At 38.6% G+C, this 18,053-nt stretch carries 15 protein-coding genes; 1 reads left to right on the top strand and 14 read right to left on the bottom strand.

Annotated elements, in window-relative coordinates; translation table 11 throughout:
• Window positions 1–19: 19 nt before the first annotated feature.
• The 6 genes from AABK36_RS06580 to AABK36_RS06555 form a co-directional block, all read right to left on the bottom strand.
• Entirely contained in the window at window positions 20–2,449 is a 2,430-nt protein-coding gene (locus AABK36_RS06580; protein ID WP_309941473.1) for a GNAT family N-acetyltransferase, read from the bottom strand.
• Window positions 2,439–3,668: an MFS transporter gene (locus tag AABK36_RS06575; protein WP_309941472.1), complete on the bottom strand. Its 1,230-nt coding sequence runs from the start codon at window positions 3,666–3,668 to the stop codon at window positions 2,439–2,441. Before AABK36_RS06575 ends, AABK36_RS06580 begins: the two co-directional genes overlap by 11 nt.
• A 2-nt stretch (window positions 3,669–3,670) precedes the next feature.
• A complete protein-coding gene (locus AABK36_RS06570) occupies window positions 3,671–4,996 on the bottom strand; it encodes a lysine N(6)-hydroxylase/L-ornithine N(5)-oxygenase family protein (RefSeq protein WP_309941470.1) in 1,326 nt (441 codons plus the stop codon).
• A 27-nt stretch (window positions 4,997–5,023) separates the two neighbouring features.
• Complete coding sequence (locus AABK36_RS06565) at window positions 5,024–6,529, bottom strand: pyridoxal phosphate-dependent decarboxylase family protein (protein ID WP_309941468.1); 1,506 nt, start codon at window positions 6,527–6,529, stop codon at window positions 5,024–5,026.
• Between the two features lie 209 nt (window positions 6,530–6,738).
• Window positions 6,739–8,145, bottom strand: a complete 1,407-nt coding sequence (locus AABK36_RS06560) for a hypothetical protein (protein ID WP_309941466.1) — start codon at window positions 8,143–8,145, stop codon at window positions 6,739–6,741.
• A 96-nt stretch (window positions 8,146–8,241) separates the two neighbouring features.
• Complete coding sequence (locus AABK36_RS06555) at window positions 8,242–9,630, bottom strand: hypothetical protein (protein ID WP_309941465.1); 1,389 nt, start codon at window positions 9,628–9,630, stop codon at window positions 8,242–8,244.
• 141 nt (window positions 9,631–9,771) lie between these two features.
• Here AABK36_RS06555 and AABK36_RS06550 point away from each other — a divergent pair, with 141 nt between their 5' ends.
• The gene (locus AABK36_RS06550) at window positions 9,772–9,978 is read left to right on the top strand and encodes a hypothetical protein (protein ID WP_309941464.1); all 207 of its coding nucleotides are present in this window, start codon (window positions 9,772–9,774) and stop codon (window positions 9,976–9,978) included.
• A 51-nt stretch (window positions 9,979–10,029) separates the two neighbouring features.
• Here AABK36_RS06550 and AABK36_RS06545 read toward each other — a convergent pair whose 3' ends face one another.
• From AABK36_RS06545 to AABK36_RS06510, 8 genes are all read right to left on the bottom strand, one after another.
• A complete protein-coding gene (locus AABK36_RS06545; protein WP_309941462.1) occupies window positions 10,030–11,703 on the bottom strand; it encodes a hypothetical protein in 1,674 nt (557 codons plus the stop codon).
• A complete protein-coding gene (locus AABK36_RS06540) occupies window positions 11,700–11,936 on the bottom strand; it encodes a hypothetical protein (RefSeq protein ID WP_309941460.1) in 237 nt (78 codons plus the stop codon). The genes AABK36_RS06545 and AABK36_RS06540 overlap by 4 nt, the downstream gene beginning before the upstream one ends.
• A 56-nt stretch (window positions 11,937–11,992) precedes the next feature.
• Complete coding sequence (locus AABK36_RS06535; RefSeq protein WP_309941457.1) at window positions 11,993–12,325, bottom strand: hypothetical protein; 333 nt, start codon at window positions 12,323–12,325, stop codon at window positions 11,993–11,995.
• Between the two features lie 24 nt (window positions 12,326–12,349).
• Entirely contained in the window at window positions 12,350–12,628 is a 279-nt protein-coding gene (locus AABK36_RS06530; RefSeq protein WP_309941455.1) for a hypothetical protein, read from the bottom strand.
• A gap of 11 nt (window positions 12,629–12,639) precedes the next feature.
• Window positions 12,640–13,323 (bottom strand): C40 family peptidase, encoded by a 684-nt coding sequence (locus tag AABK36_RS06525; protein WP_309941453.1) that lies wholly within the window; start codon window positions 13,321–13,323, stop codon window positions 12,640–12,642.
• A gap of 323 nt (window positions 13,324–13,646) precedes the next feature.
• The gene (locus AABK36_RS06520) at window positions 13,647–14,438 is read right to left on the bottom strand and encodes a hypothetical protein (RefSeq protein ID WP_309941452.1); all 792 of its coding nucleotides are present in this window, start codon (window positions 14,436–14,438) and stop codon (window positions 13,647–13,649) included.
• A 2-nt stretch (window positions 14,439–14,440) separates the two neighbouring features.
• Window positions 14,441–15,001, bottom strand: coding sequence for an RNA 2'-phosphotransferase (locus AABK36_RS06515; RefSeq protein ID WP_309941448.1), 561 nt, complete (start codon window positions 14,999–15,001; stop codon window positions 14,441–14,443).
• 92 nt (window positions 15,002–15,093) lie between these two features.
• Entirely contained in the window at window positions 15,094–17,925 is a 2,832-nt protein-coding gene (locus AABK36_RS06510; protein WP_309941446.1) for a hypothetical protein, read from the bottom strand.
• Window positions 17,926–18,053: the final 128 nt, after the last annotated feature.

The raw sequence follows: 18,053 nt of genomic DNA, 5'->3' as shown, positions 1-18,053 counted from the left end.
TTCTATTTGATATAAGACGTTAAATGGATTCTTGAGCTTTGAAAATATGCAATGGGTTTTCAAGCCTTCCTGCGAATTGAAGCAATGCGACTGGATCATCCAAGTCGATCATTTGCTTATTGTCATTCAACTGCAATCTATTCAGACACGAAAGTTTAAAGTCTTCAGCAAAAAGGTCGTACTTTTCAAACTTTTGATTTAACTCCGGGAACTCTTCTTGGTACTCGCTAACATTCTCTGCTACTAATTCCCAGAACCTCTTCTCATCATAGCCCATATGCTCTACCATAATCAAAGCCATATATCTAAAGAAACCATCAAACATATCCGTGAAAATCGACAATAACTTAACATCGTCAGGAACTGGCGCATACATGCGCTTTAAGTGTTCAGGCAACTCCACATCCGGACTTAAAATGCATGCTTCCTCTGTAATATCTTTTAGGAACATATACTTTGGCGCATGATTTTCCATAACCAAGATAATATTTTCCCCATGCGGCATGAATACCAAGTCATGCTTATAGAAACAATGCACCATTGGACTCAAGTATGCCTTAAAGTAGGACCTCAACCAATCGTCAGTACTTAAATCGGATGCTTTTATCAACTCTGGAAGCAATGCGTTCCCTTCATGATCAATATGCAGTAAAGCCGCCATAGTCATTGGCGTTTGGCCTTCCTCCACATTAGCCATCGGGCTTTCTCTCCACAATGACGCAATCATTTTGTTATAATCATTATGCGGGCCGAATTCTTCAAAATATTGGTTCACATAGCTCACTGAAGCAACTTCGCTAAGCATTCTATATCCATTTCGTTGAATATAAGGGTCATTGTACAGCAAATCTTCCAGCCATACGGCCATCTTAGGAGCGGTACCAAGATAATACAATGGCAAGCCTCTCATGAACCCCATATTGAGTATCGACAAAGATGTCTTTGTATAAAATTTTTCAGGGTTTGATATATTAAAGAGCGTTCGAATGGATTGTTGAGCCATGTACTGATCAGGGCTATAACCAAGACATATTAGCCTCCCTACAGCTATTTCCGAAGCGAAGATATTCGAAAGCTTGTTGAACCATTGCCATGGATGAACCGGTATGAATAAGTAATCGTCTGGATTGTAGCCTTTGTTTTCGATCGCCTCATTGAATTTGCCTATAATTTCCTCGCCCAGTTCCTGTATGATAGTCTTCTGATAAGGCAAGCTTTCCAAGCCTGAGTAAACCGTATTATCTTTATGTCCTGCCAGCCAAAGAAGTGAAAATGAATTCCCAGCTTCAGGAGCGTATGAGATATAATCAGAACTATCAAACCCTATGCGACCATTATTTGCGACAAAACCCGGGTGGCCTTCCATCATCGCTTGCTCAATTGTTTGAAAGTCAGCTTGCGCCAATTCTGCGGCAACAGGATTTCCTTTCGTATGCTTAAACACACTTCCATGAAGCGTGCTTAATATTTCCTCCAAATAAACCGGAAGCCTATTATTGTCAATCCCTAATTGATTTCTGAATTCCTTAATGAACAATACAGCATCCAAATCTTGATTTTCGCCATTCACTCTCTTCACAATGGTGTCAGTATCAATAAGCAATTGATTCATCATCAAGAGTCTCGCCTTAAACTCATATACAATAGCCTCGTCATCCGCGAAAACTTGATACAATGACCATGCTTCATCAAATTGGTGAATAGGCTGAGGATTCAGGATTCTTTCATGGCTAAACTCTGTCAATTCTTTGCGAACCAACAATCTATTCGCTTTCGCCCATACTTCCGATGAAATATGAGCTGTGGATTGCTGAGGAGACACAGTGTTGTCATGCGCGTTCAAAACGCTTCTTTTATGTATGCTTGTATTTTTCATTTGATTGTGTTTTTCTCTTGTCAAGAAGGCTAATTGGGCTGTTTTATGAGGCAATTCGATTATTTCATCCAACTCAAACCCCACTCTTTGGCAGATGGCAAACATTTTCTTGTTGCGAATATCAGGCTCGACCACGATTCTGTTAATCTCAGGATCGCAAAAAACAAAATCGAGAATCGTTTGAAACATATGCCAACTGAAGTTCTCAATTTTTTTCTTATTCGAAGGAGCAAGGATAATATGAATCCCTGCATCTCCATTCTGCACTGGATAATGCAAGCCTACCTCATCAAGCTTGGGATTATACTGTTCCATCAGAAAAGACATTTTCTCCTGATACATGCCGATAAATATATAATAATGATCAGGCTCCAATAAACGATCATATTCTTCTCTGACATTCTCAACACTAGAATTTTGCAATCCCCAAAAGAACGCGTAATCTCTATTCACCCAGTCATGAAGACTATCCAAATGGTCTTCATGATTATACTCCATGACCTCTACCTTGCCAAAAGAGCTATAATCTCTTTCGAAAAGAATGGCCTTTTCGCTATTTATATCAGTTTTCATTGGCCAATAATTTTTCATTTGCCGACTCCATCGTCAAATCATTTTGACCTTTGACCGAGTTGGCGTACTTTCTTAATAAAAGATAATATAAAGCAAAAGTGATGGCGAACCCGATCAAGGATACCTGAAACGGAACCGAAAGACCAAAATGATCCACCATCAACCCTACTGAAAAGGAGGAAATTAATACACCTAGATTTTGGAAAAAATGCACCTTGCTGTAATCCACAGAATATGACTCAGGAGTGCTTTGCTCAAAAAGCATTACATCCAAACCAACATCCATCTTGAAAACAGCCCAGCCCAACATCAATCGTCCAATAATAACTGCGGCTTCAATACCAGCTGCTTGAAGCGCAAAACCAGACACACCAAAAATAACAGCAGGTATAAATTTGACATATGCCTTTTCATTGACATTAAACTTCTTCTCATACCACAAAGTAGCCAAGGCTACAAACCCTGGAACAGCATACACAAATCCCGATATCAACTTACTGTCAAAATTCGAAATAGATTCCCAAAACATGGAGAAAAAGGGCCTGGACAGGAATTCACTGAAATACACCACAAACATCACAAGCCCTAATCTCCATATATAAGCCGGCAAGAAAGCGCTGTCTTTACTTTCCGACGGCTTGTTATTAGACTCACCTACTGATATTGATTGACCATACTTACGTTTCAAAAGCCAAGCGCTTACTCCCATTTGAAGAAAATCGCCCGACGCCATCACCAAAAAGATATGTTCCGGGCGGAGGAAATCCACCACCATACCGCCCAAAACAGCCCCACATATTCCTCCCATATGCACGACCACTGACAACATACCGATCAGCTTGCCATGGTCGTTTTCATCGCTAGTTTTCAAGATAAACGGATACACCAACAGGTAGCTGGCCTTGAACATGACCATAATCAAAGCCAGTACCCAGAATGATGCAAACGAAGTGCTGAAATAACACGCAATCGCCAAAATACCAGCAATCAACTGCGTGTAAATCAATATATTCAGTTCAGCTATTTTTTTCGAAACATAAGCCCATAAAGGAAACGCCAACATCACCATGAAACAGATTGAAGCGAAATAATATCCCACATATTTCGGATCTTCCACTCCAAATCTGCTTTGAAAAAACTGCGGATAAAACGGATGCAACATATAATCGCTGACCACAGCTATCAAAGTCATCACTACCAATAGATAAGTCAACTTCATATTTATTGAATTTCTAATTGAGGCACGATTTCTTCTTCAGGGCTTACCTCAAATTGTTGGAAAGCGATTCTGCTTTCTACAGGATAAACTTCCCTGCCCATAAGCTCATTGATTATATAAGAATTGCGATAACATACCATTCCCAAGTCCGGCGTCACAAAGCCATGCGTATGCAACTCCGCATTCTGAACATAAATCTCGCTATTGTTAATATCAATGGTGTAATTTCTTGACACATCATAGCGATTTTTCTCATCCCATTTGATTCTTGAAGCGATGGATTCTATAAATTCAGGCTGACGATAACCATATCCTGTTGCAGCGATCACAAAATCTGTTTTGTGCAAATAATATTTGTCTTGCTCTGTTTGATGAACTTCCAAATTCAGGCTTCTGTCGTCTCCTACATATGAATTGACCACTTCAGAATTCGTTCGAAGATTCACCTCATAATCAGAAGAAAGTCTCTTGATATACAGCAAATCAAAAATCTCAGCAATTAAATCTTGATTGATTCCTTTATACAAATGCTTTTGATTAGCAATCAATTCATCTCTCTTCTCAGATGGAAGATTATAGAAATAATCAACATATTCAGGCGAAGTCATTTCCAAAGTCAGTTTGCTGTATTCCAAAGGAAAATATCTCGGCGAACGAGTCACCCAACTTAAAGCATATTCCTTAGTGTCAATTTCTTGCAACAAATCATAGAATATCTCCGCGGCACTTTGTCCGCTTCCCACAACAGAAATTCGCTTCTTTTCTTGAATTTCCTCTTTATGGTAAAGGTATTGTGAAGAATGAATCAGATTATCGCTAATCGGATTCATCGACTTTGGCACATAAGGACCTGTACCAGTTCCCAAAACTAGCTTCTTAGTCTTATAAGCGGTAACAGCTCCAGTCGCATTATTTCTGCTTATCACCACATAGAGCTTTTCATCCTCTATGTATTCGATAGTTTCCACCTCTGTATTGAAGTGCACATTAGACAATTGCTCGATTACCCATTGGCAATACTGATTATATTCCTTTCTCATCAAAAGAAAACTCTCTTTGATATAAAAGGAATAAATACGCCCCTTTTGCTTAATATAATTCAAAAAGCTGAACTTACTCGTAGGATCCGCCAAAGTTACCAGATCCGCCATAAAAGGAATCTGCAAAGTAGTGCTCTCCAGCATCATCCCCGGATGCCAATCAAAACTCTCTGATCTGTCCAGAAAGACGCCATCCAAGCCATCCACAGGCTCAGTCAAACAAGCCAAACTCAAATTAAAAGGACCAACGCCAATGGCCACAAAATCCAATATATTATCTTGATTCATAGTAATGTAGTTATTAGGTAGAAAAAATCATACTTCAGCCATTGCGTATTCGGCCGCTTCCTGCTTGATCATCTCAACGATATGAAGCAATGCCTCCACGCCAGTATTTGGATTCAACAAAGTGAATTTCAAATACAAATTGCCATTTAGTTTAGTGCTGGCAACAGAAGCTCTTCCACTGTCAAAAAGCGTTTTCTTGACATGTAAATTGATTTGATTCAGATATTCATCATCCAAACCTGTTGGGTTAAAGCGAAATACTATTGTGCTCAATGCAGGTTCATGCGCCAATTCCAGCTCGGCGTCTCCTCTCATGCGACTTGCCACTTCGACAATGGTCTCATGCACTTGTTCAAGATAAGAGACTATCCTCTTCTTGCCTGTGACCCTTAAGCTGAACCACATTTTCAAAGCGTCGAACCTTCTTGTTGTTTGCAATGATTTCTCAATCAAATCAGGCCTGTGCTCATCTCGTCCGTCTTCAGGATTCAAGTAATCAGCATAATAGGAAACATATTTGAACAAATCTTTATTCTTAAGCAAAAACACACTTGAGCATAACGGCTGATAGAATGTCTTATGAAAATCTATTGTAGCCGAATCTATCATATCAATGCTCTCAAAATAATGCTTATGCGTCTCTGTCATAGCAAAGCAACCGCCGTAAGCGCCATCCATATGCACCCACATATCTGATGCCTTGGCGATATTCACAATTTGATTCAACGGATCAAAACTGCCATAGTCTGTCGTTCCCATAGTGGCTACTATTGCTATAGGAATATTTCCTTTTGCTTTTTCTTCAGCAATTGCTTGCTCCAATGCAACAGGACACATTCGCATATGCTCATCTACTTTCACGGGTATAACAGCGTTGAAGCCCAGGCCTAATATTCCAGAGTTCTTTTTAATACTGAAATGCGCTTTTTCAGAACAAAAGATTTTAAAACGGCTCACTTCCTCGAACCATCCATCTTCCTTCAAATTTATTCCATAATGCTTAAAAGCGTAATGATCACGAGCCATCAACACACCCATCATATTGGACTGAGAGCCCCCGCTTGTAAAGATACCATCAGCATTCTCTCCTAAGTCTAGCTCTGAGCAAATCCAATCTAGAATTTCTTGCTCGATAAATGTTGCGTTTGTGCTTTGATCCCATGTTTCTATTGCGGTATTCACCGCGCTAGCTAACATTTCGCCTACCAAAGAAGGAATTAAGACTGGACAATTCAAATGAGCGACATATGTTGGATGATGAAATGATATGGCATGGTCCAAATACCTTTTCTTTATCTCCACAAGAGCCTGATCAAGTTCCACTTGATCGCTATCTAACTGACTATGCAGATTAAACTGAGCCAACTCTTCTACATCCTTGCCGCTAAAGAAATTGTCTTTAGCCAAAAAATCTTTGATATAAGCAATTCCTTTTCCAATCCCCTCTTCATACATATCAGCAGACGAATCTGAAAATAAATGACTGCTTGTGGGAATATCTCTGATTGTTTTGGGTTTTTGATTTGTTAACATTATTTTTATTTAATCTAAATTAACAAACCAAAGTTAAGGATTAGAGCATGCTTATATATGACGAGATTTGGAAAAAAAAAGACGAAATTCGAATAAACAACAATAATTATTTGCTATAAATCATCCATCTCCAAATCATCTTTGCTCTTGAGATAAAGTTGCAATTTTCATACCTAATATACTTGTAAAATATTATATTCTCATAACATTCATTCGCTAAACTTAGTGCTCTTCAATACGTCTCCAACATGCAAAAACATATTCCATTTAACCAATGGCATTTTATATTCGGCTCTGAACCTATTCTCCCATTCTACCATCTCATGCATCTCCTTGGACTTCCATCGCTTCAACTCAGGATCTGTCTGATAAAGTTCCGGCCTTACGGACTTCCCTACATGATGGTAACCATATTGTCTTCTGTGAACATCCACAAGGTATCTAAACAGCTGGAGAAAAGCTGGCGATAATTCCAAATTAGATACCGTCTCCATATAATTCATCCCTCCGCTGTCCAACTCAACCCAATCGCTTGACCTTTCTCCTTTAGTCTTTGGCATAAATTCAGCTCTGCCCAAAGTGTCTGTTAATGACTTCACAGGGTCTATATGCACTTCATGAGCAGTTGCTCCGGCCATTGACTGCATTTCTTGTCCATCGCCAGTTGCTTTAGGTGTTTGAAATTTATCTTCAGGGATTCTTCTCGCTTTCAGCCCGGATGGCTTATAATCCCACGTAGTCGAATGCCTTAAAAACTTATTGTCAGTATACACCTCGGGAAACAGAATTTCTCTATCTGTTCTGACCTTGACATCTCTGGCAACACCTCCATGAAAATACGGCGACGAAGTTTCCAATGCTTTATATTCAGTAAATACTCTTGGAACAGTCTGTTTGTCTCTAGGAGCCTTGTCAACGCTTATTTTGGTTGTATGAAGTTCTCCTCCATCCATCAAGTTTCGAATTAAAACCCTTCCAGTAGGACTTGACATGATTTTAGCCAACATTGAAAAAACATAAGCTTTAAAAGTAGGATGATGCGTATCTGAAAAAAAGCCGGGCATAGTCACATCGCATACGCTTAAACGCCCAGTCCCTCTTACCAATCTCTTCCAAGTTGCCTGCAAGTTCGACTGTCTTGTCGAATCCATCTTCTCAATCCCCGGTATCCAAAGATCCCCTCCTCGCTCGATCAACATACCTATCACATGCTGATGTTCAACTCTCAAATCTTCCAATAAATTCAATATTGGAATAATATGAGCATGCGCGGTATATCCACCGCTTGACTTTCGAACAAAAGGGTGGCACTTATACCAATGATACAAATGAAGCTCGATCTCTCGAAGCCATTCCAAACGGGCTTTTAAATCGTCACTCGATTGCAATTCCTCATATTTCTTTAATTGCAGATGAATGTCTTTCAAAGTTTGATCATTAGGTAACTTTTCACTTCCAATCATCTGCTCAAAAGTCTCGCATCCCATTAATGCTTGAATAGGAGATACTTGTTCAGTATTGAGAGACGCTGGCATTCTACTCATAGACTGTTGTCTATGATTCAATTTCGCATTTCTTTGTCTTGAATAAAAATCGTACTCCACTCGCTTTTCCACTTGACTTCAACACTCAAACAAGCATAAAATAGATAAGGTTATTTGAATCCCAAATCTTTAAAACCAATTCGATTTATTATAAATATAATTCTACTTTTAATTAAAATCCGAATTCTTCAAAACATCTCCCAAATGCAAAAACTTATTCCATTTGCATGAAGGCAAGCCATATTCCATTCTAAATTCATTTTCCCACAGAGCCATTTCATGCATCTCTCTTGAAGTCCAACGTTTCAAATCAGGATCAGTAGCATATAATTCCTTTATTGGCAATGGATGAGAGAAGCCATTATGGACACGATAAACATCCACTAAGTGTCTAAATAATTGCAAAAATGCCGGTGACAATTCCAACATCCCCAAAGTCTCGACATATCCCACACCATGGTCGCTAATTTCAACCCAATCAGATTCTCGAGATTCGTCGGCCTCGGGAATAAACTTCTTTCGACCCAACTTATCAGTAACAGACACTTCGGGATCAATTATCGTAGGCATTGCAGTAGCCCCTGTCATCATAGACATTTCAATACCATCTTCAACTGCGCTTTTAGGTTTTACCTTTTTCTCAGGAATAGAACACGCTTTGATCTCTCTTAATGATAAAGCCCAATGTTTGGAACATCTCAAATATCGGTGATCAGTATATACCTCAGGGAATAATAACTCATGCTCTGAGAATTTCTTTTCTTGTCTCCCCAGACCTCCATGATAAACTGAGCTTTGCCTTTGTTCCTCCAAGACCTTCTCATGAGTAAACAATCTAGGCATCGTCTGTTTTTCTCTCGGCGTTTTGTCTTTTGAAATAGTCAAGCTATAGTTCTCTGCTCCTTCCATCAACCTTCTGACAATCATCCTCCCCATCGGTATTGTCATTATTTTCGCAAACATTGATAATATGTATGCTTTGAACTTAGGGTCATGTGTGCTTTTGAATAAACCAACTTCATCAACATCATCGACTTTCAACCTGCCAGAACCCTGCGCCAACATTTGCCAAGTTCTTTGCACGTATTCTTGCCTATGTTGCGCCATATCTTCAATTCCAGGCACCCATAAGTGACCTTTGCTATTCATCAATTCTTTTATCAAATCCTGATGCTCTACTCTTAAATCCTCTAATAAGTTAAACACCTTTATTGACTGATGCGAAGTGACGAAACGACCATCTTTTTTTGCGACAATACGATGGAGAGAATACCATTTGAACAATTTCTTTTCTATTAAATGAAGTTGCTTTGCCTTCTTTTGCAAACTATCCGATCCACTACCCAACTTCGCATAATTCAACAGTAGTAAATGCACTTCGCCAAGCACATGATCTTTCGCTAAACTCTCCTTGCCAATCATTTCTTCAAATGCTCCTCCAGACATCAAAGTTTGAATAGGCTTCGACATCAAAGCGCTCAAAGGATACCTCCCAATTGAATTACCTCTGAGCTGAATTTGGGACCTGTTTTCTTTATGCTTAAGCTGATAAATCATTTGCCAATGAATGAACACATAAACAACGACAACCACGTCAATATTGTTAAATCGCTAAAATTCAAATATTCAGAAACACTTGAATCATATTTCTACAATTAATCATTGATTTTTTTAATCAAAGCATCCAAGTTACCTCTGTTGCAAAAATTAATTCATCACCAGACCTATGGTTTTTACAAGAACGTAGCTGAAGAAAGTGAAATCATCATAGATGACATCAACATTCTCAATGAAAATAGCATAGAAGTGCATGGGCGTTTTTCCGGCAAAGTAACCGCTTTTGGTTTTCCGCTCTATGATGGGGAAGGGCAAAATGGACAGTTCAGAGTAATGCTTGAAAACTAGAGTAATATAGCTTTCAGATAAACAAAGAACTTGATATCTGAAAGCAAACTTCTAATCCTTCTGCAAACCAATTATCAACTTGGTAGATTCAAAACCAGAATCCGACAAGAGTTTAATCAACATTACGCCGATTTGAATCCAACCATAAGGACCTAAAGCCACTTTGGCCATCAATCCAACCACTTGACCTATAAAGTCCGAGGTCTTTTGCATAGCGTTGGAAATATAGTCAAGCTTAGACTTATGCATGCCGATATCTGATGCATTGACCTCTCCCTGAATATTTGTCACACTATTGAAATTAAAATCAAAATCAGTCTTTATCGCTCCGGAATCACCTTCGGTTTTAATGATTCTCTTTGAAAAGAAAAACGTCAGAGCCATTTTTGCCATGCCAAAGACCTTTTTAACTTCCCTCAAAAGTACCTTCACGCAGTTTTTGACTCTGGAAAACAAACTCACTACAAAATTTCTTAATTTATCAATCCCCAATTGAATGGCATTCTTGACTTTATTGAAAACTTTTCTGATCAAACCAAAGAAGCTTTTGCCCCCTCTTGATTTTACTTTGCGTCCTTTTTCATTATCATCCATAGAAGCACGACTTATGCACTTGCCTACTTGTTCCCAGACAGCCTGTTTTTCGGAAGATTGAGAAAGACTTTCTACCAAATCAGCTATCTTGACAGAAATGGTATTCTCTTTATGATCCTCCTCAAGATCAAGCATGCCAGGAAAAGCATAATGAAAAAAGTACTGCAAATTGATCGTCCAAATTTCGTTGCCAAGATAATAAACTATTGACCTTAGTTCCTCTTCGGCTTTGCTTGAACTATCTTCCCCAAAACTAATTAACAGGGCATCGTAAATTGAGGCAACAGTGATCGGTCCAATATCATTATCAAGCTTGCCGGGATAAACTCCTGACAACCATAAATTGATTTGCACCAGTCTAATCATAAGTATATTCAACGAAGCATCCTGCAAAATTTGAGATTCCTGCGGCATGCTTTTGCAGTTTCCTATCTCATCGATATGGCTTTTGTTCTGGTTAAACACAAATCTGCTCGAAAAAAAATCCCAATTGGTATTTTCCGAAAGATTCGGCAATGAAAACCTCTCTTCCTGAGCTTTGAAAAAAGCAAATGAATGCGACAAAGACGACAATGGGTTCAAATTGCTTGAAAGCCTCTCCGCCAACTCTTCCACATGGCCAGTCAATCTTATCGCTTCTTTCATGTCATGAGAATTAATCCATCCCATAATTCTCTCCAATGACATCAAAGCATGCTCAGGCAAAGTACTGGAAATTTCAACGCCAAAAGCCGCCAATATATTGAGTCGATAAGTCAGTACTCTCGCAAGCAGTTTATTATCCCTTATCATTTCCCAAGAAAATCCCTCCAAAGAAAATTCGCCTTCCAGAGAAGTAATTCTTTGCATGAAATCAAGCTCCGACTCAGTCAAGGTATTCGGAGAATCCTCAACCGAATTTGTCATTGATACTGTGCCCTCAAAAACCTCCCAACACTCATTGTATTCCTTTCTAAACAAGTCAACTCCTTTTCGAAAGTTGAATTGTTCCATAGCTCTATCTGCTTGGTTTTGATCAATAGATATGTATCCAAGATCATCCAGAACTTCTTCACACTCTAAGAAATGACTGGACGACATTTTGCCTTCGCTTTTGTCGACAAATGAATCTAGTATATCAATGAAATTCATGGCTGTGGTATTTTATCATTCAAATGACAAAAACTCAAAAATGAATCATACAGTCCGTTTAGAGCAACTGAATTATCAACCGTATCAGACAAGCCTTCTATGTTTCCAGTTAAAAATGCTGGCAAATTATTATATTTATTTTGAGAAAAAATCACGGAAATCCTAGCGATTGAAAGCTCTCCTTGCTCCAATCTCAAATTCTCCGTCAAGTATTTGAAATGCACCTCATTCATGTCGGCAGTGAAATTTAAAAATAAAGCTCCTTTGCATAAATCAAAGGAGCAAAAAATCAAATAATGTCTTTTACGGCATCGTAAATTGTATTGAACAAAACCTTTCTCGTTTCCAGCGAAGATTTCACCAGTTCATTATGTTCGTTGACCAATCTTGTCAAGTTTTCATTTTGAGTAATGAAATTAACCGAATCTCCATCAAGCTCATACTTTGTGTATGCTACTAAATCCGCAGAACCTAGGCTTGCTTGCACTTTTGTGAAAATATCGGAATTGGTTTTTGCCTCTGACAAATTTATTGGCGTAGCCTGAGGATTTGTCAATGTAGCCACTTCCAAAGTAGTTACATCCTCCAGCGCTTTCTTGATATTGACTAAATTAAGTCCCATAATAATGATTGTTATATTTAAAAATTAATTGATTGCCTGTGATAAAAATTGCCAAATCGAGGCTCTGCATTTTAATGTTGAATTTTTCACCGCTTCATTCAATGAAGCAATACCGGCTTCTATTTCCGAATCAACATACTGGTACCCGTCGCCTTCCAGCTCTATTCTTGAATAAGCCAAAACGCTTTTTTTTCCATACTGATCGACATCCTTTACAATAAGGGTTTCATTACTCATCATATCATCAATGATCCCATTCAACTTATGATCAATCTGGCTCTTGGTATTTAATTCCTCATTCATAATCATGCGTATTAATACTCCAATGCTTCCTCTTCGTGAATATTTTTCATGATATTCCTGACCTCTTCGTTATACACTCCATCTTCTTCCAAACCATTATGAACTTGAAATGAAACCAGAGCTTTTTCAGTTATCGGGCCAAACTTCCCGTCTGTCACTCCGCAATTATACCCTATGCTTTTCAAAAACTCCTGCAAAAGTTTCACTTCCATTCCTTGATCGCCCTTTCTCAATACGACATCTGGCAAAGGCAACTGTCCAACAGGCAAAAGTCTTCTAAAACCTAATAACCTCTCAACAGGGTAAGCTTCCACGCTCACGCTATTTTTTTGATTGCCTCCCAAACAATATATCTTCCTCCCATCTTCAGAATATCCTAAAAACAGCCCCACATGACCTGTTGAAGCATTGGGTCTCACTCTCCAAAACACCACGACATCGCCGGGCAATGGATTTCTGTCTACTGGCAATCCGACATTAAGCCAAGATCTAGCCATAGCACTTCCGCTTGACTGCATGCCCGATTTAATCGCCAACCAATTAACAAAGACGCTGCACCATGGAGTCTCATCGTCATTTATCCATTCAAAACCAGAGTCTTGGGCATACTGGACGACTCTTTCATTATGCAATGGCCCTGGAATTTCTTTTTCTCCTAATTCTTCAAAAGCAAGTTTCAGTAAATACTCTGTCATATGGATTTTATTTTAAAAATGATTCTAAAAAATGAACTTAGCCAGCTTGTCATCATTGGCTTACACTCTATTATTATTTGAATAAAACTCAAAAAAAATGGATATTTCACCCATTTCATTACATATAAAAACTATTATATACTAAATAAAATACAAATAATAAAGAAAACAAATCCTTTGCAAAATTAATTTATTTATAAAAACTTATTGAATAATATTAATCTACTTATATAACAATACTTTTCAACGAAATAAGTCTACCTAAATATTTGAAAAGAGTCGTTCATTCAAATAAATGCAAAAATGGATTTATCAATCGCAAACTAAATCAACTGCATATGAATATGATCATCATGCCTAACCGCCCTGCATCCATGAAATCTAATTTTTGGATTTGTAATATTCAGTCTTTGCTTAAGATGGGGTTCAACGAATACTTTTTCAATGCTTGGCAACTTCAGTATTTCCACCAACAATCTCTTTGTCCCTTTTTCTGAAAACACCAAATCATTATTTACGCGACCAAATGTCATATATTTGGGATAATCATATTGCAAATAACCTTGCTCCATACATCTTTCTGGTTGGTCAAACTCACCATCGATTGGCATTTCAAACACCCCATAACCACTTATTGATTTTTGATCAGAAGATATTTGGCCAAGAGGCGTTTCATAAACCAAAGCCAAATCTATTTTTCGTCCATCATTATGACTTAAATGGGGCAATAGTGGAAAACCATCCGCAAAAGGGAAATTAGCATCCAAGTATTTTACTTTGATGCTTTCTTCTTCCAAGTTTTCTCCCAGCATCTGAAGCTCTTCATTCAATTTCTCAACCACATAGTTCCGGTTCAAAACTACTGTCATATAGTTCACAGGACTTACTCCATTGGCATTTGAAATTTTAACTCTCCCAAATACTGGCGCAATCCACGGTACAATCAAAAAAGTGAATAACAGGTACACTAACATAAAGGTCACAGCCTTTTGCCACCAAACTATTGGCTTTCCCCAAACTCTTCTAATCAAAATGGAAAACAAATAAGCTACGCCTCCAATCTGGGTTACTATCGTCAAAAAGAAAAAAAGAAAAAATCGTCCGAATATCTTCATTTTCACCTTACACCTTCCTCAAGCTTTTTAAAATACCCAACAGGCACTTCGTCTGTCAACCAAACGCCATTCTCCGATTCAAAAAATTCAAAACCTTCATGCATCATCTTTTCGGTCAAAATTTCCAAAACCACAGGCTTTCCATGCCTCTGTCCAACTGAAATGGCCGTTTTTAAATCCTTGCTCAAATGCACATGATGCCTGGATTGCTTTTGAATCCCAGACTTGTAAATACTATTAACATATTTGCTTCCAGTTCCATGATACAAAACCTCGGGAGGAGTCTTAGACACATAGCCTAAATTAATGTCAATAGAATGTCCTTGATTGGCTCTTATTTTTGTCTTGTCATTATTGAAGCCAAAGCGCTTTTTGTCATTAGTCTCCACTACTTGCTCCAACGTCACAAAATCCAGACTTCGTCCTTTAGCATTTATTTTATGAATTAATTCCTCAACATTTGCCCATCCTTGGGCATCCAATTTAATGCCTATAATCTGAGGTTGATGCCTGAGCACCAAGCTTAAAAATTTACTGATCTTTTTTTGATCTTTGCCTTCCACTTTAAATCGATTTAATTAAAAAATATATTATTATAGTTTCAAAAATAAATATTTAATCTACAAATATCCAGCATATTCACATTTTAAAGCTACTAAACATCATTTTCATTATTTTCTACACCTTCACTTTGGCCAGTTCTTCTTTTCTTCTCTTGCAACTCCTTCAAAGCGATCAATAGCTTATCGTAACCTACTTCCTTTACCAAATCCATCAACATGTGGCATGTTTTAAAAAATACCGCCGCTTGATCAGGAAAGGTCGTATAATGTATCTTCTCCAAAGCTTCCACCACAGCAAAATTATTCGCAAAATGCAGGATGCCTTCCATCATGCCCATATCAACGTACTCAGTACTCTCCCCTATGATAGGTTTCTCGTCTCCCAGTGCCCATCCAATAAACCGCTTATTACCAGGAAAATCATGAGTATTGCCCTTTAAAAAACACTCGCTAAAGTCCTTTAAAAACATGTAAAGCCTATTAACCTGAATCATAGCCATTTTCATATATTCCTCTGAGCTTTTCCCTCCTCCAACCCTTTGAAGTCTATCTGCTCTAGTCATGACTTTCTCGTATCTCTTCCAGTGTTTTTCATTTCTAAATCTTGTGTCTCCCATAAAATCCAAAAGCATTTGCAAAGAAACAATATTCGTAGTCTGATCCAGCCCGAACAATACAGGATGATTCACCTTAACTTCAACTCCTTGGCAACCTTCTTTAGGCTCATTGATCTGACTGCCCAAGTCTACATTGAACAAAACATTACCGCTATGAATACCCTGCAAAAATCTATCATGATTTCCTAATAGCAAGTCCCACAAATACATCTCGCCAAGAGCTTTTAAAACTTCAGGATCCTTTAAAACCGCGCCATAGCTTTCATAGTTCGGCGAATCGTTGATGTCTATTTCAGAAACCCCATGCGCACCGTTAAGATAAGTATCGTCCGTTCTTGTAGCTCTATTCTGCTTTGTTTTCAAAGCCTCTCCGGAATGTCCCGGGACACGCTCCATTACAAGCCCGCAATAAGGCCGAGTGGTTTCTTGAGCATCCCAAAGCTTATCACGGAAATCGCTTTCCGCATAAGCTTCGGTTTTCAATGAAGTATCCTTCAGTATTCGAATAGTTTTGCCCGTAGTGCTAAGCGGAAAAGTAGCAGGGGCTGATGTTCTCATTCCCATAGAGCGAATAAAATTCGCCGCAAAGGCCTCTTTTTCCGGATCTTGGCTAAACTCAACAAGTTCTGCTTGACTATTCAACAACTTCAAAACAGCATCGCTATCCTCAGCATGCCTATCATGCGTGCTAAAGCCTTTTTGCACAGAAACGAAGGTTGGCAAAAATTTCACAACATCCGGCGATTCAGCTTGAATTTCTTCTTCAGTATGTACAATATTATATACTGCGCTATTCCTATTGTCAGCGACAATCTGTCGACTATTAGCAAAGTCTACACGCTCTGGATAAAATTTTATATTTGGCCGCATTTTAGCCATTGCCTCTTGATATTCATAGACCAAATTCTCTGAAGGCTGCACTGTTCCTATGCCTTCAGTTGTGCCTGCTATTTGAATCTCCGATTCATCAACCTCCTGAACTTTCAAATCCGGGACAAAAACTTCCTTTCCCACCTCGATAAACACACTTAAATCGCCTACTTTAGCATCAGAGTTTGTCTCCAACAATTTTTTCACTACTTCCTTGTATTGGATTGGACTTCGCGAAGTCATATGCTCCATGCCAAAATGAGTCATAAGACCTTTTTGCAAACCTTGGGCATGATCGAAGGCAAAAGCCTTCAATAAAAACATAGCTAATAAATAAGCGGGAGGTGTGAATCCATAAGCTCTCTGATCACCTACCTTTTTTGAAAACCTTGACAACCAATCCACTCCTGAAATCGGCACGTTCACTTTAATCGTTCTGTCTCCAGTTTTCAAAAAAGCTATTGATGGACATGTTGACGCTTCAAATCGCACTCTCATGTTTCTTCTAAACATGATACTCTCTTCAAGTTGCATTAGCAAATCCAAACCTTCCGGACATTCCATCAATTGATGTATCCAAGATAAAAATAGCCCTACGACTTCCTGTTGATCCACATAGAGCCCGCAACTAAATGAAAACATTGATGAGTTCTCCAATGTATTCAATGTTCTGAACCTTTTACGAACACGGCCCGCCAACCCAAATGCTTTTCTTTGCGGGAGCGCCACTCCATGATCAACCATGCTCTTAATGACAAGAGCTTTCTCATGCTCTGTGTCTTTGACAATCTTCATTACCAAATGAAAGCCGGGAACTGATGTTTCCTTCTGAACGTATTCCTGATTCAGCAAAAAAAGCTCTGTAATTGGAAAAACACGTTGAAAATGAGTTATCTCCATCTCCAAATCTTCCAGCAAAAACAAAAGATCATTTAAGATAAATTGCAAGTTTTTAAGATGCAATGAATTATTCGGCTCCACCCGAACCTTTTGCTCAAATAGCGTTTGCTGCAATTTCAAAAACTTAAAGCCATCCAATAAATTTGCAACTTTATGCACAACCACATGAGACTTCCTTTTAGACTTGTCTTTACTCTTTCCCAATTCCGCGGCTGTGCCAGGAGCAAGCGACAACAATTCCAACTCCTCATCTTCATGAATTGTATCCAATTCGGAAGCCACTTGTAGCTTTTGACCGCTTGTGGACATTTCGACTTCCGGCAATGATAGCGCTTGAGAGTCAATATTTTTTGCACTGACCTCGCCTTCTGACTGGTCTTGAGCAACAGGGAATAAACGCTTATGGTCTTTATGAAACTCATCTAAAAAATATTCTGCTGACATCATGCATTGCACAGGCTCTGTCCATAGAGAGGGAGGCTGCTTGCAAATGCTATTCCTCTGATCAACTCCATCAGATTTACATCTTGAACGCATGTACTTGCGGGAAAATATCATCAATAACCGTATAAATGCACCATATATTAAAATAGCTTAGACAAATAAATTGTTCACCAAGCCAAACCATACATTTACACCCGTTCAGTCCATATCATACAATGCAA

This window comes from Aureibacter tunicatorum (genome assembly GCF_036492635.1).
Lineage (GTDB): Bacteria > Bacteroidota > Bacteroidia > Cytophagales > Cyclobacteriaceae > Aureibacter > Aureibacter tunicatorum.
This window is presented reverse-complemented; position numbering and strand designations above follow the sequence as displayed.

Coding starts and splice junctions, on each gene's coding strand:
- AABK36_RS06580 (WP_309941473.1), bottom strand. CDS start 2,449: ATGAAAACTGATATAAATAGCGAAAAGGCCATTCTTTTCGAAAGAGAT.
- AABK36_RS06575 (WP_309941472.1), bottom strand. CDS start 3,668: ATGAAGTTGACTTATCTATTGGTAGTGATGACTTTGATAGCTGTGGTC.
- AABK36_RS06570 (WP_309941470.1), bottom strand. CDS start 4,996: ATGAATCAAGATAATATATTGGATTTTGTGGCCATTGGCGTTGGTCCT.
- AABK36_RS06565 (WP_309941468.1), bottom strand. CDS start 6,529: ATGTTAACAAATCAAAAACCCAAAACAATCAGAGATATTCCCACAAGC.
- AABK36_RS06555 (WP_309941465.1), bottom strand. CDS start 9,630: ATGATTTATCAGCTTAAGCATAAAGAAAACAGGTCCCAAATTCAGCTC.
- AABK36_RS06545 (WP_309941462.1), bottom strand. CDS start 11,703: ATGAATTTCATTGATATACTAGATTCATTTGTCGACAAAAGCGAAGGC.
- AABK36_RS06540 (WP_309941460.1), bottom strand. CDS start 11,936: ATGAATGAGGTGCATTTCAAATACTTGACGGAGAATTTGAGATTGGAG.
- AABK36_RS06535 (WP_309941457.1), bottom strand. CDS start 12,325: ATGGGACTTAATTTAGTCAATATCAAGAAAGCGCTGGAGGATGTAACT.
- AABK36_RS06530 (WP_309941455.1), bottom strand. CDS start 12,628: ATGAATGAGGAATTAAATACCAAGAGCCAGATTGATCATAAGTTGAAT.
- AABK36_RS06525 (WP_309941453.1), bottom strand. CDS start 13,323: ATGACAGAGTATTTACTGAAACTTGCTTTTGAAGAATTAGGAGAAAAA.
- AABK36_RS06520 (WP_309941452.1), bottom strand. CDS start 14,438: ATGAAGATATTCGGACGATTTTTTCTTTTTTTCTTTTTGACGATAGTA.
- AABK36_RS06510 (WP_309941446.1), bottom strand. CDS start 17,925: ATGCGTTCAAGATGTAAATCTGATGGAGTTGATCAGAGGAATAGCATT.